Annotated in this window: 15 protein-coding genes and 1 riboswitch; of the genes, 9 read left to right on the top strand and 6 right to left on the bottom strand. The window is 74.3% G+C overall.

Annotated features, from left to right (window positions below):
* Positions 1-13 precede the first annotated feature (13 nt).
* From FHR77_RS08575 to FHR77_RS08560, 4 genes are all read left to right on the top strand, one after another.
* The gene (locus tag FHR77_RS08575) at positions 14-940 is read left to right on the top strand and encodes a DUF4397 domain-containing protein (RefSeq protein ID WP_167259701.1); all 927 of its coding nucleotides are present in this window, start codon (positions 14-16) and stop codon (positions 938-940) included.
* Between the two features lie 73 nt (positions 941-1,013).
* Positions 1,014-2,174: a family 8 glycosyl hydrolase gene (locus FHR77_RS08570; protein ID WP_167259700.1), complete on the top strand. Its 1,161-nt coding sequence runs from the start codon at positions 1,014-1,016 to the stop codon at positions 2,172-2,174.
* Positions 2,171-2,893 carry a class F sortase gene (locus FHR77_RS08565; protein ID WP_167259699.1) on the top strand — a complete coding sequence of 241 codons (723 nt, stop codon included), beginning with the start codon at positions 2,171-2,173 and terminating at the stop codon, positions 2,891-2,893. Before FHR77_RS08570 ends, FHR77_RS08565 begins: the two co-directional genes overlap by 4 nt.
* 111 nt (positions 2,894-3,004) lie before the next feature.
* Positions 3,005-3,814: a polyprenol monophosphomannose synthase gene (locus FHR77_RS08560; RefSeq protein ID WP_167259698.1), complete on the top strand. Its 810-nt coding sequence runs from the start codon at positions 3,005-3,007 to the stop codon at positions 3,812-3,814.
* A gap of 84 nt (positions 3,815-3,898) precedes the next feature.
* Here the strand turns inward: FHR77_RS08560 and treZ are convergent, their stop codons facing one another.
* From treZ to FHR77_RS08540, 4 genes are all read right to left on the bottom strand, one after another.
* Positions 3,899-5,656, bottom strand: a complete 1,758-nt coding sequence (gene treZ, locus FHR77_RS08555) for a malto-oligosyltrehalose trehalohydrolase (RefSeq protein ID WP_167259697.1) — start codon at positions 5,654-5,656, stop codon at positions 3,899-3,901.
* A 98-nt stretch (positions 5,657-5,754) separates the two neighbouring features.
* Positions 5,755-8,097: a malto-oligosyltrehalose synthase gene (gene treY / locus FHR77_RS08550; protein ID WP_167259696.1), complete on the bottom strand. Its 2,343-nt coding sequence runs from the start codon at positions 8,095-8,097 to the stop codon at positions 5,755-5,757.
* Positions 8,094-10,292, bottom strand: a complete 2,199-nt coding sequence (gene glgX, locus FHR77_RS08545; protein ID WP_082514519.1) for a glycogen debranching protein GlgX — start codon at positions 10,290-10,292, stop codon at positions 8,094-8,096. Before glgX ends, treY begins: the two co-directional genes overlap by 4 nt.
* Before the next feature lie 146 nt (positions 10,293-10,438).
* The gene (locus FHR77_RS08540; protein ID WP_167259695.1) at positions 10,439-11,959 is read right to left on the bottom strand and encodes a S8 family serine peptidase; all 1,521 of its coding nucleotides are present in this window, start codon (positions 11,957-11,959) and stop codon (positions 10,439-10,441) included.
* A 271-nt stretch (positions 11,960-12,230) separates the two neighbouring features.
* Between FHR77_RS08540 and FHR77_RS08535 the strand changes: the two genes are divergently transcribed.
* The gene (locus FHR77_RS08535) at positions 12,231-13,190 is read left to right on the top strand and encodes an NAD-dependent epimerase/dehydratase family protein (RefSeq protein WP_167259694.1); all 960 of its coding nucleotides are present in this window, start codon (positions 12,231-12,233) and stop codon (positions 13,188-13,190) included.
* Here the strand turns inward: FHR77_RS08535 and FHR77_RS08530 are convergent.
* Positions 13,177-13,569, bottom strand: coding sequence for a type II toxin-antitoxin system death-on-curing family toxin (locus FHR77_RS08530; RefSeq protein ID WP_167259693.1), 393 nt, complete (start codon positions 13,567-13,569; stop codon positions 13,177-13,179). The two genes, FHR77_RS08535 and FHR77_RS08530, sit on opposite strands and share 14 nt — an antisense overlap.
* Positions 13,566-13,769 (bottom strand): ribbon-helix-helix domain-containing protein, encoded by a 204-nt coding sequence (locus FHR77_RS08525; protein ID WP_208380761.1) that lies wholly within the window; start codon positions 13,767-13,769, stop codon positions 13,566-13,568. Before FHR77_RS08525 ends, FHR77_RS08530 begins: the two co-directional genes overlap by 4 nt.
* Before the next feature lie 68 nt (positions 13,770-13,837).
* A riboswitch (TPP riboswitch) is annotated at positions 13,838-13,948 on the top strand.
* Between FHR77_RS08525 and FHR77_RS08520 the strand changes: the two genes are divergently transcribed.
* The 4 genes from FHR77_RS08520 (at position 13,940) to FHR77_RS08505 (ending at position 17,495) form a co-directional block, all read left to right on the top strand.
* On the top strand, positions 13,940-14,596 hold the full coding sequence (locus tag FHR77_RS08520; protein WP_167259692.1) for an ECF transporter S component: 657 nt from the start codon (positions 13,940-13,942) through the stop codon (positions 14,594-14,596). It overlaps the preceding riboswitch by 9 nt.
* A 19-nt stretch (positions 14,597-14,615) precedes the next feature.
* On the top strand, positions 14,616-16,094 hold the full coding sequence (locus FHR77_RS08515) for an ATP-binding cassette domain-containing protein (RefSeq protein ID WP_167259691.1): 1,479 nt from the start codon (positions 14,616-14,618) through the stop codon (positions 16,092-16,094).
* On the top strand, positions 16,091-16,885 hold the full coding sequence (locus tag FHR77_RS08510) for a CbiQ family ECF transporter T component (protein WP_167259690.1): 795 nt from the start codon (positions 16,091-16,093) through the stop codon (positions 16,883-16,885). The genes FHR77_RS08515 and FHR77_RS08510 overlap by 4 nt, the downstream gene beginning before the upstream one ends.
* Positions 16,878-17,495 carry a nucleoside/nucleotide kinase family protein gene (locus tag FHR77_RS08505; protein WP_243861631.1) on the top strand — a complete coding sequence of 206 codons (618 nt, stop codon included), beginning with the start codon at positions 16,878-16,880 and terminating at the stop codon, positions 17,493-17,495. Before FHR77_RS08510 ends, FHR77_RS08505 begins: the two co-directional genes overlap by 8 nt.
* Positions 17,496-17,500: the final 5 nt, after the last annotated feature.

Genomic DNA, 17,500 nt, shown 5'->3' with positions numbered 1-17,500 from the left:
GAAAGGAACCACCGTGATCCGCACGATCCGCTCCCTCCGCACCACCGCCTCCCGCACCGCCCCGGGCACGCCCGGCACCCCCGTCGGCACCGCGGCGACCCCGTCGCGGCGCCGCCTCGCGGCACCGCTCGCCCTCGCCGCCGCGGCGGCCGTCGCCCTCGCCGGGTCGCTCGTCGCCGCCTCGCCCGCCCAGGCCGCCGACGGCGACGGCTGGGTGCGCGTCGGCCACCTGTCGCCCGACACGAAGGCCGTCGACGTCACCCTCACCTCGCTCTCGGGCGGGCAGGTCGTGATGGACCTCGACGACGTGACCTACGGCCAGGTCAGCGCCTACCAGGCGCTGCCGGCGGGCACCTACGTGGTCTCGATGACGGCCGCCGACTCACCGGCCCGCACGAAGCCGGTCATCACGACGAACGTGACGGTCGACAGCGGCCAGCCGATCACGACCGTGGCGTACGGCCCGAACGACGACCTGCGCACCCAGGTGTTCAAGGACGACCTGACCGCGCCCTCCGACGGCCAGGCCAAGGTGCGCCTCGTGCAGGCCGCCACGGTCAGCGACGAGGTCTCGGTCGCGACGACGACGGGCACGACGATCGCAGCCGACGCGCCCTTCGGCAGCGCCAGCCAGTACGCGCAGGTCGCGGCCGGCCCGTGGCAGCTCTCGCTCACCGGCGACGACGTGACCGGCTCCGGCTCGGTCGACCTCGCCGCGGGCAGCATCAGCACGCTCTTCGTGCTCGACGACTCCGACGGCGGCCTCACGGTCGTCCCCGTCGTCGACAGCGCCGCGACGGCGCAGGCGCCGGTCGGCGGCGTCCAGACGGGCGGCGGCTGGCTCGCCGAGCACCCGTCGGACGACGCGACGGCCAGCGCCGGCGACGGCGACCAGCCCCGCGGCTTCTGGGCGACCGTCCTCGGCTGGTTCGGGGCGTGACCCGGGGAGGCGCGCCGCGCCTCCCGGCACCGCTCCCGCACCGCACCGCCCCACCAGCAGAGAGCAGAGCAGCATGACCCGCAGAACGAAGGCCCTCCTGGCCGTCGTCGTCGTGGTGGCCGTCGCCCTCACGGCCGGCGTCGCCTGGCTCGTCGTCGGCGGCCCGTCGTCCGACGAGCCGGCCGCCGACGCGACCGGCACGCCCGGCGCCGGCACCCCGACCCCGCAGGCCCGCACGGCGACCGAGATCGGCGAGGGGTTCCTCGACGACTGGGTCGACGACGACGGCCGCGTCGTGCGCCGCGACCAGGGCGACGACACCGTCAGCGAGGGGCAGGCCTACGGCATGCTCGTCGCCGTCGGCGTCGGCGACGAGCAGCGCTTCGACGCGATCTGGCGCTGGACCCGCGAGAACCTCGTGCGCGAGGACAGCCTGCTGGCCTGGCGCTGGGCCGACGGCGCCGTCGTCGACGACATGCCGGCCAGCGACGCCGACGTCGACGCCGCGCGGGCCCTCGTGCTCGCCGGCGAGGCCTTCGGCGACCCGTCGCTCACCGAGCAGGGCGTCGACCTCGGCGGTGCCGTGCTCGACGAGATGACCGCCGTCACCGACGTGGGGCGCATCCTGCTGCCCGGCCCGTGGGCGGCCGGCGACGGCCCGTGGTCGTACAACCCCTCGTACGCGTCGCCCGCGAGCTTCGCCCAGCTGGCCGAGGCCAGCGGCGACCCGCGCTGGTCGGAGCTCGAGGCCGGCTCGCGCGCCGTGACGACCTCCGCTCTCGACGCGACGGCCCTGCCGAGCGACTGGGCCCAGGTGCGCCGCGACGGCAGCGTCGTGCCCCTGCCGGGCGCCGACGGCACGTCGGGCACCGTGCAGTACAGCTACGACGCGGCCCGCCTCGCGCTCCGCTACGCCGAGTCGTGCACCCCCGACGACGTCGCCCTCGCCGCCCGGCTCGCGCCGGTGCTGCAGCGCTACGACGACCTGCCGATGCAGCTCGACCTCGGCGGGCAGTCGATCGGTGCCGACCAGAGCCCGCTCGCCTACGCGGCCCGCGCCGCGGCCGAGGCGAGCGCGGGTCAGCACGAGGAGGCCTCCGCCGACCTGCGACGCGCCGACACCCTCGCCCAGTCGACCCCGACCTACTACGGCACCGCGTGGGCCGCCCTCGCGGCGCTCCAGGTCGAGGCGTCCGCGCTCGGCGCGTGCTCGCCGCTGGAGCTGGCCCGATGAGCCTCGTGCAGCGCATCTCCGCCCACCGGCGGGCCGCCGTCGCCGTCGGCGTCGCGGTCGTCCTCCTCGTCGCAGCCGGTGTGACCGTCGGCGCCGTCGCGGCGCAGCCCGACCGGGGCAGCTCGACCGGCACGGGCGCCGAGGCCGGCGTCGGCGCCTCGCAGGCCGCCCCGGGCGGGGCCGCCACCGACCCGGCGCTCGATCCCGGCAGCGGGGCCGCCGGCTCGTTCCAGGACCCGGCGGCACCGTACGTCACCGCGCCTCCCGCAGGCTCGACCCCGGTGCGGGTCCAGATCCCCTCGATCGGCGTCGACTCCGGCCTCGAGTCGCTCGGCCTCGGTGCACAGGGCGAGCTCGAGCCGCCCCGCGAGTGGATGTCGGCCGGCTGGTACCGCGACGGCGTCGTGCCGGGCGGCGTCGGTCCGGCGGTCATCGCCGGGCACGTCGACTCCGGCAGCGGCCCCGCCGTGTTCGTCGACCTGGCCGACCTCGCCGTAGGCGCGGAGGTGCAGGTGACGCTCTCGACCGGCAGCGTCGAGACCTTCCGCGTGACGGGCAGCGAGCGGACCCCCAAGGCGACCTTCCCGACCAGCGACGTCTACGGGGCGACCCCGACGGCGAGCCTCCGCCTCATCACCTGCGACGGCACGTTCGACCGCTCGACCGGCCACTACGTCGACAACCTCATCGTGTTCGCCGACCTCGTGTCGGCCACCTGACCGGCGCGGACCACCCGCTCCGCCCCCGCACCGCCCCCGACCCGACCAGACCCGACCCGACCCGACCCGACCCGACCCGCTCCCTCCCACCCGACCTGGAAGGACCACCCCGTGAACGACGCACTCGTCATCATCCCGACCTACGACGAACGAGAGAACCTCGACTGGATCGTCGGCCGCACCCTCGACAGCGGGGCCGCCGTCGACGTTCTCGTCGTCGACGACGGCTCGCCCGACGGCACCGGCGACCTCGCCGACGCGTGGGCCGCCCGCGACCCCCGGGTGCACGTGCTGCACCGCACCGGCAAGGCCGGCCTCGGCGCCGCGTACCTGGCCGGCTTCGCCTGGGGGCTCGAGCGCGGCTACGCGGCCCTCGTCGAGATGGACGCCGACGGCTCCCACCACCCGGAGGACCTCCCCGCCCTCATCGCCCTGCTCGCCGACGACGACCTCGTGCTCGGTTCGCGCTGGGTGCCCGGCGGCCGTGTCGAGAACTGGCCGCTGCGCCGACGGCTGCTCAGCCGCGGAGGCAGCTGGTACACCCGTGGCGCCCTCGGCATCACGGTCGCCGACACGACCGGCGGCTTCCGGGCCTTCCGGGCCGAGGCCCTGCGGCGCATCGACCTCGACGAGGTCGAGTCGCGCGGCTACTGCTTCCAGGTCGACCTGCTCTGGCGGTCGCTGCAGGCCGGCCTCCGCGTCGTCGAGATGCCGATCACGTTCACCGAGCGCGTGCACGGCGCGTCCAAGATGAGCGGGTCGATCGTGCGGGAGTCGCTGGTCAAGGTCACGAGGTGGGGCCTGACCCGGCGCAGCCGCGCGGTCGTCGAGCTCGTGCTGCGGCACCGTCGCCTGCCGAGCGTGCGGGCCACCTCGCACCGCGTGAGGCCGGGCGAGCTGGCGGGCCTCCGGGCGCGCTAGCCGCGGCGGACGGACGAGAGGAGGGGCGGGTCGCGACACGACCCGCCCCTCCTCTCGTCTCCTCCGGCCCGCGGGCCGGCTGCCTCAGCGGACGATCGCCACCGAGTGCGGCGGCAGCAGCAGCGACTCACCGGCGGTGACGGCGTCGTCGCTCGTGAACAGGACCTCGGTGCAGGGCACGGCGACCCGCGCCTCCTGCTCCGCGAAGTTCACGGCGACCCGCAGCGAGCCGCGCGTCAGCACGAGCCAGCGGGCGTCGGCGTCGTGCTCGACCGAGACGCGGGGGAGGCGCGGGTCGGTCAGGTCGGGCTCGGCGCGTCGCAGGGCGGCCAGGCGGCGGTACGCGCTCAGCACGCGGGCGTGCCGCCCCTGCTCGACCTCCGACCAGTCGAGCTTCGAGCGCCGGTAGGTCTCCGGGTCCTGCGGGTCGGGCACGGTCGACTCGTCCCAGCCGAGCTTGGCGAACTCGGCGATGCGGCCCTTCGCGGTGGCCTCGCCGAGGTCGGCCTCGGGGTGCGAGGTGAAGAACTGCCACGGAGTCGACGCGGCCCACTCCTCGCCCTGGAAGAGCATCGGCGTGAACGGCGACGCCAGGGTGAGGGCGGCCGCGATGACGAGCTGTCCGTCGTCGAGCGAGGCCGCGAGACGGTCGCCGATCGCGCGGTTGCCGATCTGGTCGTGGTTCTGGTTCGCCACGACGAGGCGCCAGCCGGGCATGTGCTCGACGTCGATCGGGAAGCCGTGGTCGGTCTCGCGGAACGACGACCAGGTGCCGTCGTGGAAGAAGCCCTTCGTGAGCACCTTGGCGAGCGAGTCGAGCGACGCGAAGTCGGCGTACCAGCCGGTGGTCTCGCCGGTCAGCGCCACGTGCAGGGCGTGGTGGAAATCGTCGCTCCACTGGCCGTCGAGGCCGTAGCCCTGGCGGTGGTCGGGGCCGGAGCCGCCGCCGTCGCGGGGGGTGATGAGGCGCGGGTCGTTCATGTCGCTCTCGGCGATCAGCGTCAGCGGGCGCCGCTGGTGGGCGCTCAGCGCCGCGGTGCGCTCGGCCATCTCCTGGAGCAGGTGCATCGGCGAGTCGTCACGCAGCGCGTGCACGGCGTCGAGGCGCAGCGCGTCGACGTGGTAGTCGGTGAACCACATCGCCGTGTTGTCGAGGATGAACTCTCGCACCTCGTGCGCGCCGTCGTCGTCGAGGTTGACGTTGTCGCCCCAGGTGTTGGCGTGCTTGCTCGAGAGGTAGGGGCCGAAGACCGGCAGGTAGTTGCCCGAGGGGCCGAGGTGGTTGTAGACGACGTCCTGCACCACGCCGAGGCCCGCGGCGTGCGCGGCGTCGACGAAGCGCTGGTAGGCCTCCGGTCCGCCGTAGTTGTCGGTCACCGTGAACCAGTCGACGCCGTCGTAGCCCCAGTTCCAGCGCCCGTTGACGCCGTTGACCGGCAGCAGCTCGACCAGGTCGACGCCGAGCTCGACGAGGTGCGGCAGCTTCTCGATCGCCGAGTCGAGCGTGCCCTCGGGGGTGAAGGTGCCGAGGTGCAGCTCGTAGATCACCGCGCCGCCGAGCTGGCGGCCCGTCCAGGCCTCGTCGGTCCAGGCGAAGGCCGCCGGGTCGAAGGTCTCGCTGAGGCCGTGCACGCCGTCGGGCTGGCGCCGCGAGCGCGGGTCGGGCAGCGGCGTGTCGCCGTCGTCGAGCAGGAAGCCGTACCGGTGGCCGGGCCCCCGGTCGAGGTCGGCGGGGGCGCGCCACCAGCCGGTGGCGGGCTCGGCCGTCAGGGGCAGCACCTCGCCGTCGAGGTGCAGTCGCACGGTGGTGGCGGTCGGGGCCCAGACGTCGTAGACGCTCATCGGTCTCCTCGGAGGTGTCGGAAGGGGTGTTGGGGGGAGCGGGGCACGACGACGACCGCCGACCCGCTGGGGGTCGACGGTAGTCGTGCGGGGGCCTGCTAGTCCTGGCTGTCCGCCGGGACGAGCAGCGCGACGGGGTACGTCTCGAGCAGGTCCGCGAGGCGGACCCGGCCGCCCTGGTGCCGACGGCCCGTGAGCACGTCGACGTAGGCCGTGCCGCGGGTCAGCACGACGGTGTCGTCCCAGCCGCCGACCTGCTCCAGCGACACGGGCAGACGGGTCGCGACGACGAGGGCGCCGCCGCGGTCGGCGGCCACGACGTGGTCGCGGCGCTCGCCGAGCACGGGCAGCGGGGCGTACCGGGTGAACAGCTCGGGCCGGTCGCGGCGCAGCGTCAGCGCGCGGTGCGTGACGAGCAGCTTGGCCGCCCCCGTCTCGTCGACGGGCGGCACGGTGCCCGCGACGACGTCGGCGAGGAGGCGGCGGCGCGCCTCGAAGTCCACCTCGCGTCGGTTGTCGGGGTCGACGAGCGAGAAGTCCCACAGCTCGCCGCCCTGGTAGACGTCCGGGCTGCCCGGCCCGGTGAGCTGCAGCAGCGCGACGCCGAGCGAGTTGCTCCAGCCCGCGGGGCGCAGCACGTCGACGATGCGCTCGACCTCGTGGCGCACCTGGTCGTCGTCGAACGCGGCGTCGACCGCCGCGTGCATGCGCTCCTCGAAGGCCTCGGCCTCGGGTGTGCGGTCGGTCCACGTGGTGGAGCTGCTGGCCTCGCGGGAGGCCTTCTCGGCGTAGTCGTGCAGGCGCTCGCGCGACGCCGGCCAGGCGCCGACGATCGTCTGCCAGAGGATGTTCTCGAACGGGCCGTCGCCGACCGGTGCGAGGCTCCGCAGCCGCTCGAGGGTGGCGGCCCACTCCTCGGCGACCTCGGCGAGCACCGAGACGCGGGCGCGCACGTCGGCGCTGCGCTTCGTGTCGTGGGTCGAGAGGGTCGTCATGCCGAACGGGCGCTCGGCGAGGCGCAGCTGCTGGCGGTCGTGGAACTCCGCGGGCGTGAGCGAGAACTCGGCGGGGTCGGCCCCGACCTCGGTCAGCGTCGCGAGACGGCTGTAGCGGTAGAACGCGGTGTCCTCCACGCCCTTGGCCATCACCATGCCGCTCGTCTGCTGGAACCGCACAGCGGCCGGGTGCTCGGCGTCGTGCAGCACGGCGACGACCTCGGCGATCGTGGCCGCGAGGTCGGGGCGGTGCGCGGTGGCGACCTCGGCGGCCTCGTCGAGGTGCTCGGCCCCCTGCGGCAGGTAGCTGCGGTAGACGGGGAAGGCCGCGGCGAGCTCGGCGAGGGCGTCGACGGCCCGGTCGTCGGCGCGGCCGTCGTCCGACAGCAGCCGGGCGAGGCGCCGGATCTCGCTCCCGAGGATCCCGTCGGCGATGCCCCGCTTGGTGCCGAGGATCATCTCGTGCCAGTCGTCGGGGCCGGCACCGTCGCGGAGGCGGGTGTCGAGCGCGCCGAGGGCCTCGGCGCCCGAGGGGTCGACGAAGACCCGGTCGAGGTCGGCGAGGGCGTCGTAGCCGGTGGTGCCGTCGGTGGCCCAGTCCTCGGCCAGGCGCTCGTCGCCCTCGAGGATCTTCTCGACGAGCACGTGGGCGCCGCCGGTCAGCTCGGCGAGGCGGTCGAGGTACCCGCCCGGGTCGGCGAGGCCGTCGGGGTGGTCGACGCGGAGGCCGTCGACGAGCCCCTCGCGGAACCAGCGGCCGATCTCGGCGTGCGACTCGTCGAAGACGCGGGGGATCTCGACGCGGATGCCCGCGAGGGTGTTCACCGCGAAGAAGCGGCGGTAGTTGAGGTCGGTGTCGGCGCGCTTCCAGTGCACCAGCTCGTACGACTGGCGGGCGTGGACGGCGTCCGCGTCGTCGCCCTCGGCGGCCGTGCCGGGAGCGATCGGGTACACGTTCTCGTAGTAGTGCAGCTCGTCGCCGACGACCTCGAGGCCCTCGATCGTCCCGTCGGCCGCGGCCGGCTCGCCGAGCACGGGCAGCAGCAGCTTGCCGCCGCCGGCCGCCCAGTCGACGTCGAACGCCTCGGCCCAGCGGCTCTCGCGGCCGTGGGTCAGGACGTCCCACCACCAGACGCTGGCCTTCGGCGTCGCGACGCCGACGTGGTTCGGCACGATGTCGACGAGCACGCCGAGATCGGCGTCGTGCGCGGCGGTCGACAGGGCGTCGAGCCCGGCCGCGCCGCCCCGGGCCGGGTCGACCCGGCTGTGGTCGACGACGTCGTAGCCGTGGTCGCTGCCGGGCTCGGCCTCGAGCACGGGCGACAGGTAGACCCAGTCGGCCCCGAGGTCACGCAGGTAGGGCACGACCGCGGCGGCGGCGTCGAGGTCGAAGGCCTCGCGGATCTGCAGGCGGTAGGTGGAGCGGGGGTGGTCGCGTCGGGTCACGAAGGGTCCTCAGCCGTGGCGCGCAGGACGACCAGGGACCGGCTGGCCACGGGCAGCTGGTCGCCGGCCCTCAGGGCCGGGACGACCTGAGGGGAGGAAGGGGGCTGGGGAGTGGTCGCGGCACGGACTGCCTGGAGCGACCGGGGAGGCGCGGTGGCGGGGGCGACCGGAGGCGCGACGGTGCTGTCGACCACGACCTCCCAGCCCTCGGCGTACTCGTCGGGAGGCAGCACGAACGTGACGGTCTCCTCGCTGGCGTTGAAGTACAGGACGAAGTTGACGTCGGTGATGCGGCCGCCGCGGTGGTCACGGCCTCGGATGCCGTCGCCGTTGAGGAACATGCCGACCGACTTCGCGTACGACTCGTTCCACTCGCCCTCCTGCATCGCGTCGCCCTCGGGCGTCAGCCAGACGATGTCGGGCAGGGGCTCGCCCTCGCCGCGGGTGACCGGTCGGCCGTTGAAGTACCGCTGCCGACGGAAGGTCGGGTGGTCGTGCCGGAGCTTGATGACCTCGGCGACGAACTCGATCAGCTCGCGGTCGGCGCTCGCCCAGTCGATCCAGCTGATCTCGCTGTCCTGGGCGTAGGTGTTGTTGTTGCCGCGCTGGGTGCGGCCGAGCTCGTCGCCGTGCAGCAGCATGGGCACGCCCTGGCTGAGCAGCAGCGTCGCCAGGAAGCTCCGCTGGCGCTGCTCGCGGAGGGCCAGCACGGCCTGGTCGTCGGTCTCGCCCTCGACGCCGGAGTTCCAGGAGCGGTTGTGGCTCTCGCCGTCCGCGCCTCCCTCGCCGTTGGCGTCGTTGTGCTTCTCGTCGTAGCTGACGAGGTCGCGCATGGTGAAGCCGTCGTGCGCGGTGACGAAGTTGATGCTCGCGACCGGGCGGCGACCGTCGCGCTCGTAGAGGTCGGCCGAGCCGGTGATGCGGCTGGCGAACTCGCCCAGGGTGGAGGGCTCGCCCCGCCAGAAGTCGCGGACGGTGTCGCGGTACTTGCCGTTCCACTCCGTCCACTGCGGCGGGAAGTTGCCGACCTGGTACCCGCCGGGCCCGACGTCCCAGGGCTCGGCGATGAGCTTCACCTGCGACACGATCGGGTCCTGCTGCACGAGCTCGAAGAAGGTCGACAGGCGGTCGACCTCGTAGAACTCGCGGGCGAGGGAGGCGGCGAGGTCGAAGCGGAACCCGTCGACGTGCATCTCGGTCACCCAGTACCGCAGGCTGTCCATGATCAGCTGCAGCGAGTGCGGGTGACGGACGTTCAGGCTGTTGCCGGTGCCCGTGTAGTCCATGTAGTACGTCGCGTCGTCGTCCATCAGGCGGTAGTAGGCCGCGTTGTCGATGCCCTTGAACGAGAGGGTCGGCCCGAGGTGGTTGCCCTCGGCGGTGTGGTTGTAGACGACGTCGATGATGACCTCGATGCCGGCCTCGTGCAGCACCCGCACCATCGTCTTGAACTCCTGCACCTGCTGGCCGGTGTCGCCCGTCGCCGAGTAGGCGGCGTGGGGCGCGAAGAAGCCGATGGTGTTGTAGCCCCAGTAGTTGCTGAGGCCCTTCTCGAGGAGGGTGTTGTCCTGCACGAACTGGTGCACGGGCATCAGCTCGAGCGTCGTGACACCGAGCTTCTGCAGGTGCTCGATGATCGCCGGGTGGGCGACGCCGGCGTAGGTGCCGCGCTGCTCGTCGGGGATCTCGGGGTGCGTCTGCGTCAGGCCCTTCACGTGGGCCTCGTAGACGACGGTCTCGTCGTAGCTGTACTTCGGCGGTCGGTCGCCCTGCCAGTCGAAGAACGGGTTGATGACGACGCCGAGCATCATGTGCGGCGCGCTGTCGCGGTCGTTGCGCGAGTCAGGGTCGCCGAAGTCGTAGGCGAAGAGCGCCTCGTCCCAGTCGATGTCGCCGCTCGTGGCCTTGGCGTACGGGTCGAGCAGCAGCTTGGCGGGGTTCGCGCGGCAGCCGGCGGCCGGGTCGTACTCGCCGTGCACGCGGTAGCCGTACTTCTGGCCGGGCTGCACGGTCGGCAGGTAGGCGTGCCAGACGTACGCGTCGACCTCGGTGAGGGGCACGCGGGTCTCGACGCCCTGGGCGTCGAAGAGGCACAGCTCGACCTTCGTGGCCGCCTCGCTGAAGATCGCGAAGTTCGTGCCGCCGCCGTCGTAGGTGGCGCCGAGGGGGTAGGGGTTGCCTGGCCAGGTGTGCAATCGATCCTCCGTCTAGAACTCGGCTCAGCCTAGGGGCCGCAGCCCCCCGAGGGCCGCGGGGGCACCTCCGATGCCGCGCACGGGAGAGGGCGCCCCGTCGTCGACGGGGCGCCCTCCGGCGGTGCGGGTGTCGGCTCAGCGACGGGTCACGGCGCCGTCACGGCGTCGAGCGCGTCGACGAGGCCCTCGCCGAACCAGCCGTTGTCGGCCGGGGTGCCGACGCAGGTCGCGGCGGTGGCGGGGCAGGCGACGTCGTCGGCCTGCGCGTACAGCAGGTCGGTCAGCTGCGTGCCCTCGGCGCGGGGGTGCGTCGCCTTGAGCAGCGCGAGCACGCCGGCCACGTGCGGGCTGGCCATCGAGGTGCCCGACTTGGTGCCGTAGCCGCCGCCGGTCACGGTCGACAGGATGCTCGAGCCGGGGGCCGCGACGTCGATGACGCCGTCGCCGTAGTTCGAGAACGACGACTTGGTGCCGGTCGAGGTGGTGGAGGAGACCGTCACGACGCCGTCGAGCTCGGCGGGGATGTCGGTGCAGGTCTCGTCGAGCTGGCGGGTCACCGGCACGGTGTCGTTGGGGCTGCCGGTGTCGACGGTCTTGTTCGCGAGGTCGACGGCGCTGTTGCCGGCGGCCGCCACGTTGACGACGCCCTTGCGCTGCGTGAACTGGACGGCGCGGTCGACGGCCGTCTCGACGGCGGCCTGGTCGACGTCGGAGCCGCACCAGAACTCCCACGGGTCGATGAAGTAGCTGTTGTTCGTGACGTCGGCGCCGGTGGCCTCGGCGTACATGAAGCCGCAGATCGCGGCCTCGGCGTAGATGAACCCGTCGTCGTTGACGACCTTGACGGAGCTCAGCTTCGACGCGGGGGCGACCCCGACGATGCCGACGCCGTTGCGGCCGGCCGCGATGGTGCCCGCGACGTGGGTGCCGTGGTCGCTCGTCGTGGGCTGCCAGGCGGCGTACGAGGTGTCGGGCGTGCCGCTGAGGCAGCCGGCCGAGCGGCCCTGGTCGATGTTCGCGGCGAGGTCGGGGTGGTCGCCCTGGATGCCCGAGTCGAGCACGGCGACGAGCACCTTCTTCGAGCCGTCGGTGACCTGGTGGGCCTGGTCCGCCTTGATGGCGGTCATGTCCCACTGGCGGGCCTCGAGCGGGTCGGCCGTGACGGCGGTCGCCGCCTCCAGGCCCTCCTGCTCGGCGACGGACTGCTGCGAGGCCGAGCCGCCGGTGCGCTGCAGGGCGGCCGTGTCGGGCGCGCCCTTCCAGGTCGGGTCGGAGGCGGCGACGGGCGCCGTGCGGGTGGCCCCGACCGAGGCGACCGACTTGTCGGCACGGACGGAGGCGGCGAAGTTGACGTTGTCGGACTGCGCGATGACCACGCCGATCTCGGGCCACGACGCGACGACGGTGCCGGCGGCGGCGGTGACCGCCCGCTCGGCCTTCCGGGTCTGGCCGTTGTTGGCCTTCGTGACGTTGACGGCGTAGTTCATGACCTGGCCGGTGACGACGGGCAGGGCCGGGGCCGGCTGGGCGGCGACGACCGAGCCGTCGCCGGGCGCGGCGACCGCGGCGCCGGCGCCGGCGAGGCCGAGGCCCGTCGCCAGCGAGACGGCCAGACAGGTGGAGAGCACGCGGCGGCGCGTGCGGGCGGTGATCGGGCTGAAGGACATCGTTCTCCTCGTCGGGTGGGGCCGGGCGACGTCGGTGCGGACGACGGGCGTCGCTGGCGGCTCAGGCTGAACATAGGGAGAACGGCAGGTGACCGGATAGTGGGCACTTGGGGGGACCGCCGCTGACCCCCGGTCGGGGGCCAGGCCCGGCGGCGCCGCCCGGCGGGTAGCGTCGGGGCATGACGCCCGCACCGCTGCCGACGTCGGCAGCCACCGCCTCCTGCTCGCCCGCACCGCGCCTCCTCGGTGCCCCCTCCGCGGCGGCCCGCTCGTGAGGGTCGTGGTGATCGGGGCGACCGGCCACGTCGGCGGGTTCCTCGTCCCGCGGCTCGTGCTCGCCGGCCACGACGTCGTCGCCGTGAGCCGCGGCGCGTCCGCCACCTACCGCGAGCACCCGGCCTGGCAGCAGGTCGAGCGCGTGCAGCTCGACCGTGAGGCGGGCGACGCCGACGGCTCGTTCGGCCGACGCGTCGCCGAGCTCGGGGCCGACGTCGTCGTCGACATGATCTGCTTCACCCCCGCCTCGGCGCTCTCCCTCGTCGAGGCCCTGCGCGGCACGGGCACGGTGCTCGTCCACTGCGGCACCATCTGGGTGCACGGTCCGTCGGAGGAGGTTCCCGTCACCGAGGAGGCGCGGCGCACGCCGTTCGGCGAGTACGGCACGCAGAAGGCCGAGATCGAGCGCCTGCTGCTCGCCGAGTCGCGTCGACCCGGCGGGGTGCCGAGCACGGTGCTGCACCCCGGCCACATCACCGGGCCGGGCTGGCCGATGATCAACCCGGTCGGCAACCTCGACCTCGACGTGTGGGAGGCGCTCGCGACGGGCCGCGAGGTCGTCATGCCGGGCCTCGGCCTCGAGACCGTGCACCACGTGCACGCCGACGACGTGGCCCAGGCGTTCCAGAGGGCCGTCGAGCGGCCGGCCCAGGCGGTCGGCGAGTCGTTCCACGTCGTCAGCGAGCGGGCAGTCACGCTGCGCGGCCTCGCCCAGCAGGTCGCGAGGGCGTTCGGGCAGGAGGCGCGGCTCGAGTTCGCGACGTTCGACGAGTTCCGCGCACAGCGCGACCCCGCCTCGGCCGACGCGTCGTGGGAGCACCTCTCGCGCAGCCACTCGATGAGCATCGACAAGGCCCGTCGCCTGCTCGGCTACGCGCCGCGGTACACGACCGTCGAGGCGGTGCTCGAGGGGCTCGAGTGGCTGCGGGCCGACGGGCAGCTCACCCTCGCCTGACCCGGCGGGGCTCGGTGTGCTGGACGAGGCACTCGGCGATCGTCTCGACGTCGTCGAGCACGCCCTCGGCGATCTGGACGATGAAGTCGTAGGCGCCGTCCTCGGTCATCGTCAGCCGACGACCGTTGAGGCCGAGGAAGGCGATCAGGCCGGCGAGCCCCAGTCTCTTGTTCCCGTCCACCAACCCGTGGTTGTTGACGAGAGAATGCACGAGGGCCGCGGCCTTCTCCTCCAGGGTCGGGTAGGCGTCCGCGCCGAGCACGGAGGCCCGCGGCCTCGCGAGGGCCGACTCGAGCAGGCCGGCGTCGCGCACGACGACGTCGGGAGCGACAGCGCGCCGTGCGACGTGCAGCAGCTCGCCGTAGGTCAGGTGGATCACTCGCCGAGTCGGCGGAGAGCCTCGGCGTAGCGAGGGAGCTCGTCGTCGAGGACGTCGTCCAGGAGGTCGGCCCGGCTGTGGGATTCGACGTACTCCCTCACGGCCTGGCGTGCGACGTCCTGCATGGACCGGGACTCCAGTGCCGCGCGTCGGCGGAGCGCGTCGGCCTCGTGGTCGTCGAGTCGGAGGGTCATGGGCATGCAGTCGACGGTATCTGCTGTGATACCAGATGGCAACGAGCAGACGCCCTCGCCTGGGCTATGCTCGGCGGCACACACACGGGAGTCCGGTGATCCGGGCTGAGAGGAAGCGATCCACGCTTCGACCGTCGAACCTGATCTGGATCATGCCAGCGCAGGGAGGAGAGAACATGTCTGTTTCCGTGTCCGCGAACGAGTCGTCCTCGAGCCGCGACGAACGTCCTGCCGCCACCTCGCCGAGGAAGCCGTCGCGCCGCTGGCGCGTCGTCGACATCGTCGTCGCGAGCGTCATCGGCGTCGCCTGCGGCGTCGTCTTCTGGGCCTGGGGCCTCGCCTGGACCCCGCTCGACAGCGCCCTGTCGTTCCTGCCCGGGCTCTCGGGCCTCCTCGCCGGCGGCTGGCTGTTCGCCGGCGTGCTCGGCGGGCTCGTCATCCGCAAGCCGGGAGCCGCGATCTACACCGAGGTCATGGCCGCCGTCGTCTCGATGCTGATCGGCACGCAGTGGGGCTTCTCGACGCTGATCTGGGGCGTGCTGCAGGGCCTCGGGGCCGAGCTGGTGCTCGCGGCGTTCATGTACACGACCTGGCGCCTCCACGTGGCCCTGCTCGCCGGCGCCGGCGCGGGCGTCGTCGTCGCGCTGCTCGACACGTCGTTCTCGTCGATCGCCGCCACAGCGATCGAGTACAAGGTCGTCTACGGCGTCAGCGCCGTCGTCTCGGGCGTGCTGCTCGCCGGCCTGCTCTCGTGGCTCGCGGCGCGGGGCCTCGCCCGCACCGGCGCCCTCAGCCGCTTCGCCTCGGGCCGCTCGGCCGAGGCCCGCGTCTGAGCCGACCGCTGCCGACGACGTGACGACCGCCTCCGGGGCCCGGGTCGACGCCCGCGGCTGGGGGTGGCGCCACGCCGGCCGGCTGCGACCGGCCGTCTCCGGGCTCGACCTCGTCGTCGAGCCCGGGGAGCGCGTCCTGCTGCTCGGGGCCTCCGGCGCCGGCAAGTCGACGCTGCTCGCGGGCCTCGCCGGCGTGCTGGGCGGCGACGAGGAGGGCGACGCGACCGGTGAGCTGCTGGTCGACGGCCGCCCGCCGACCGAGCAGCGCGGGCGGGTGGGCCTCGTGCTGCAGGACCCTGACTCGCAGGTCGTGCTCGCCCGCGTCGGCGACGATGTCGCCTTCGGCTGCGAGAACGTCGGCGTGCCCCGCGACGAGACCTGGCGTCGGGTCGACGAGGCCCTCGACGCGGTCGGGCTCGACCTGCCGCGCTCGTGGCCGACCGCCCAGCTGAGCGGCGGGCAGAAGCAGCGCCTCGCGCTCGCCGGGGCCCTCGCGATGCAGCCAGGCCTCGTGCTGCTCGACGAGCCGACGGCGAACCTCGACCCGGAGGGGGTCGTCGAGGTGCGCGACGCCGTGGCCCGCGTCGTCGAGGCCACGGGTGCGACCCTCGTCGTCGTCGAGCACCGCGTCTCGGTCTGGCTGCCCGTCGTCGACCGGGTCGTCGTGCTCGCCGCGGGGGGCGGCGTGCTCGCCGACGGCCGGCCCGACGACGTGCTCGGGCACGAGCGCGTCCGGCTGACGGAGGCGGGGGTGTGGGTGCCGGGGGCCGCGCCGGCCCTGCCCGTCCGGCACCGCACCTCCTCGTCCGGGCCCCTGCTCGAGGCCTCGGGCCTCGCCGTGGGGCGCCGCGGGGCCCGTGGGCCCGCCGTGGCGACCGGCGTCGACCTCGTCGTCGACGACGCGCGCGCGCTCGTGCTGACCGGGCCGAACGGCGCGGGCAAGTCGACCCTCGCCCTGACCCTCGCCGGGCTGCTGGCCCCGGCGGACGGCGCGCTCCGGGCGACCGACCTGCTCGCTGCCGGCGCCGGGCCGTCGCCCGCCCGGTGGCGCTCGCGGCAGCTGCTGTCGCGGGTCGGCACGGTCTTCCAGGACCCTGAGCACCAGTTCCTCACCGCGACCGTCCGCCGTGAGCTGGCGGTGGGGCCGGAGGCGCTGGGCGAGTCGGCCGCGGAGGTCGACTCCCGGGTCGACGAGCTCCTGGCCCGCCTGCGCCTCGACCACCTCGCCGGCGCCAACCCGTTCACGCTCTCGGGCGGCGAGAAGCGGCGGCTCTCGGTCGCGACCGTCCTCGCGTCGCGGCCGCGCCTCCTCGTGCTCGACGAGCCGACCTTCGGGCAGGACGCCCGCACCTGGCGCGAGCTCGTCGCGCTGCTCGCCGAGCTCGTCGAGGAGGGGCGCTCGGTGGTGGCCGTGACGCACGACGCGGAGTTCGTCGCCGCCCTCGCCGACGACGTCGTCGCCCTCGAGCGGCCCGTCGGGCGCGAGGCCGTCGCGTGAGCCTGCTCGCGGCCGTCGAGACCGACCGGCTCGTCGGCCGCCTGAACCCGGTGGCCAAGCTGCTCGCCGCTCTCGTCGTGTCGCTCGTGCTGCTGCTCTCGATCGACGCGGTCTCGGCCGGGGTCGCCCTCGCGCTCGAGCTGCTGCTGCTGCCGTGGGCGGGGCTCTCGGCGCGGCAGCTGCTGCGCCGCACCGCCCCGCTGTGGATCGCCGCGCCGACGTCGGTGCTCGTCACGGCCCTCTACGGCCGCGACGAGGGGGCCGTGCTGCTGCAGGTCTGGTGGATCAGCGTGACCGACGGGTCGCTCTCGCTGGCCCTCGCCATCGGCCTGCGCATCTTGGCGGTGGGCGTGCCGGGCATCGTCCTGCTCGCGACGACCGACCCGACCGACCTGGCCGACGGCCTGGCGCAGGTGCTGCACCTGCCCGCGCGGTTCGTGCTCGGCGGCCTCGCCGGCCTCCGGCTCGCCGGGCTGTTCGCCGACGACTGGCGGCAGCTGGCCCTCGCACGGCGGGCGCGCGGCGTCGCGGACGGCCGGGGCCCCGTCGCCGCGGCGCGCCGCTTCGGCGGGCAGGCGTTCTCGCTGCTGGTGCTCTCGGTGCGCCGCGGCAGCAAGCTGGCGACGGCGATGGAGGCGAAGGGCTTCGGCTCCGACGCCGAGCGCACCTGGGCCCGGCCGTCGCGCCTCGCGGGCCGCGACCTCGTGCTCGTCGCGATCGGGGTGCTCATCGCGGCGGCGGCGGTCGCCGCGGCCGTCGTGGCCGGCACGTGGGAGTTCGTCCTTGCCTGAGGAGTGGTCGGCGGCCGTCGACGACGCCCTCGTGGGGGCGTTGCTGCGCAGGGCCGAGGAGTCGCGGGTCGGCACCGACCGCGTGGTGCTGCTCGTCGACGGCCGCTCCGGCTCGGGCAAGACGACGCTCGCGCGCCGCCTGATCGCGGCGTGGCCCAGTGCCCTCGGGCCGGTCCAGCTGGTGCACCTCGACGACGTCTACCCCGGCTGGCACGGCCTCGCGGCGGCCTCCCGGGTCGTGGAGGAGTCGCTGCTCGTCGGGCGCGAGCCGGGCTGGACCACGTGGGACTGGGACGCCGACGTGCCGGGGGAGCGGCGGACGCTCGACCCGGCCGTCTCGGTGGTGGTGGAGGGCGCCGGGTCGCTGACCCGCGCCTCCTCGGGGCTGGCGACCCTGTCGGTGTGGCTGGAGCTCGACGCGGGGGAGCGGCGTCGCCGGGCGCTGGCCCGCGACGGCGCGGCCTACGAGCCGTGGTGGGAGGTCTGGGCCGGGCAGGAGGAGGCGCACCTCGCGGCCGAGCGGCCGCGGTCGCTCGCCGACGTGGTCGTCCGGGTGCCCGTGACGCCGGTGCCGTCGCCCACGTCGTCGCCACCGTCGTCGTCGAGGTGACCCGT

It is taken from the genome of Frigoribacterium endophyticum (assembly GCF_011759585.1).
GTDB classification, from domain to species: domain Bacteria; phylum Actinomycetota; class Actinomycetes; order Actinomycetales; family Microbacteriaceae; genus Frigoribacterium; species Frigoribacterium endophyticum.
This window is presented reverse-complemented; position numbering and strand designations above follow the sequence as displayed.

Excerpts from the sequence above, each read along its gene's own strand:
- FHR77_RS08570 (WP_167259700.1), top strand. The coding sequence starts at position 1,014 with ATGACCCGCAGAACGAAGGCCCTCCTGGCCGTCGTCGTCGTGGTGGCC.
- FHR77_RS08565 (WP_167259699.1), top strand. The coding sequence starts at position 2,171 with ATGAGCCTCGTGCAGCGCATCTCCGCCCACCGGCGGGCCGCCGTCGCC.
- treZ (WP_167259697.1), bottom strand. The coding sequence starts at position 5,656 with ATGAGCGTCTACGACGTCTGGGCCCCGACCGCCACCACCGTGCGACTG.
- FHR77_RS08540 (WP_167259695.1), bottom strand. The coding sequence starts at position 11,959 with ATGTCCTTCAGCCCGATCACCGCCCGCACGCGCCGCCGCGTGCTCTCC.
- FHR77_RS08525 (WP_208380761.1), bottom strand. The coding sequence starts at position 13,769 with ATGCCCATGACCCTCCGACTCGACGACCACGAGGCCGACGCGCTCCGC.
- FHR77_RS08520 (WP_167259692.1), top strand. The coding sequence starts at position 13,940 with ATGTCTGTTTCCGTGTCCGCGAACGAGTCGTCCTCGAGCCGCGACGAA.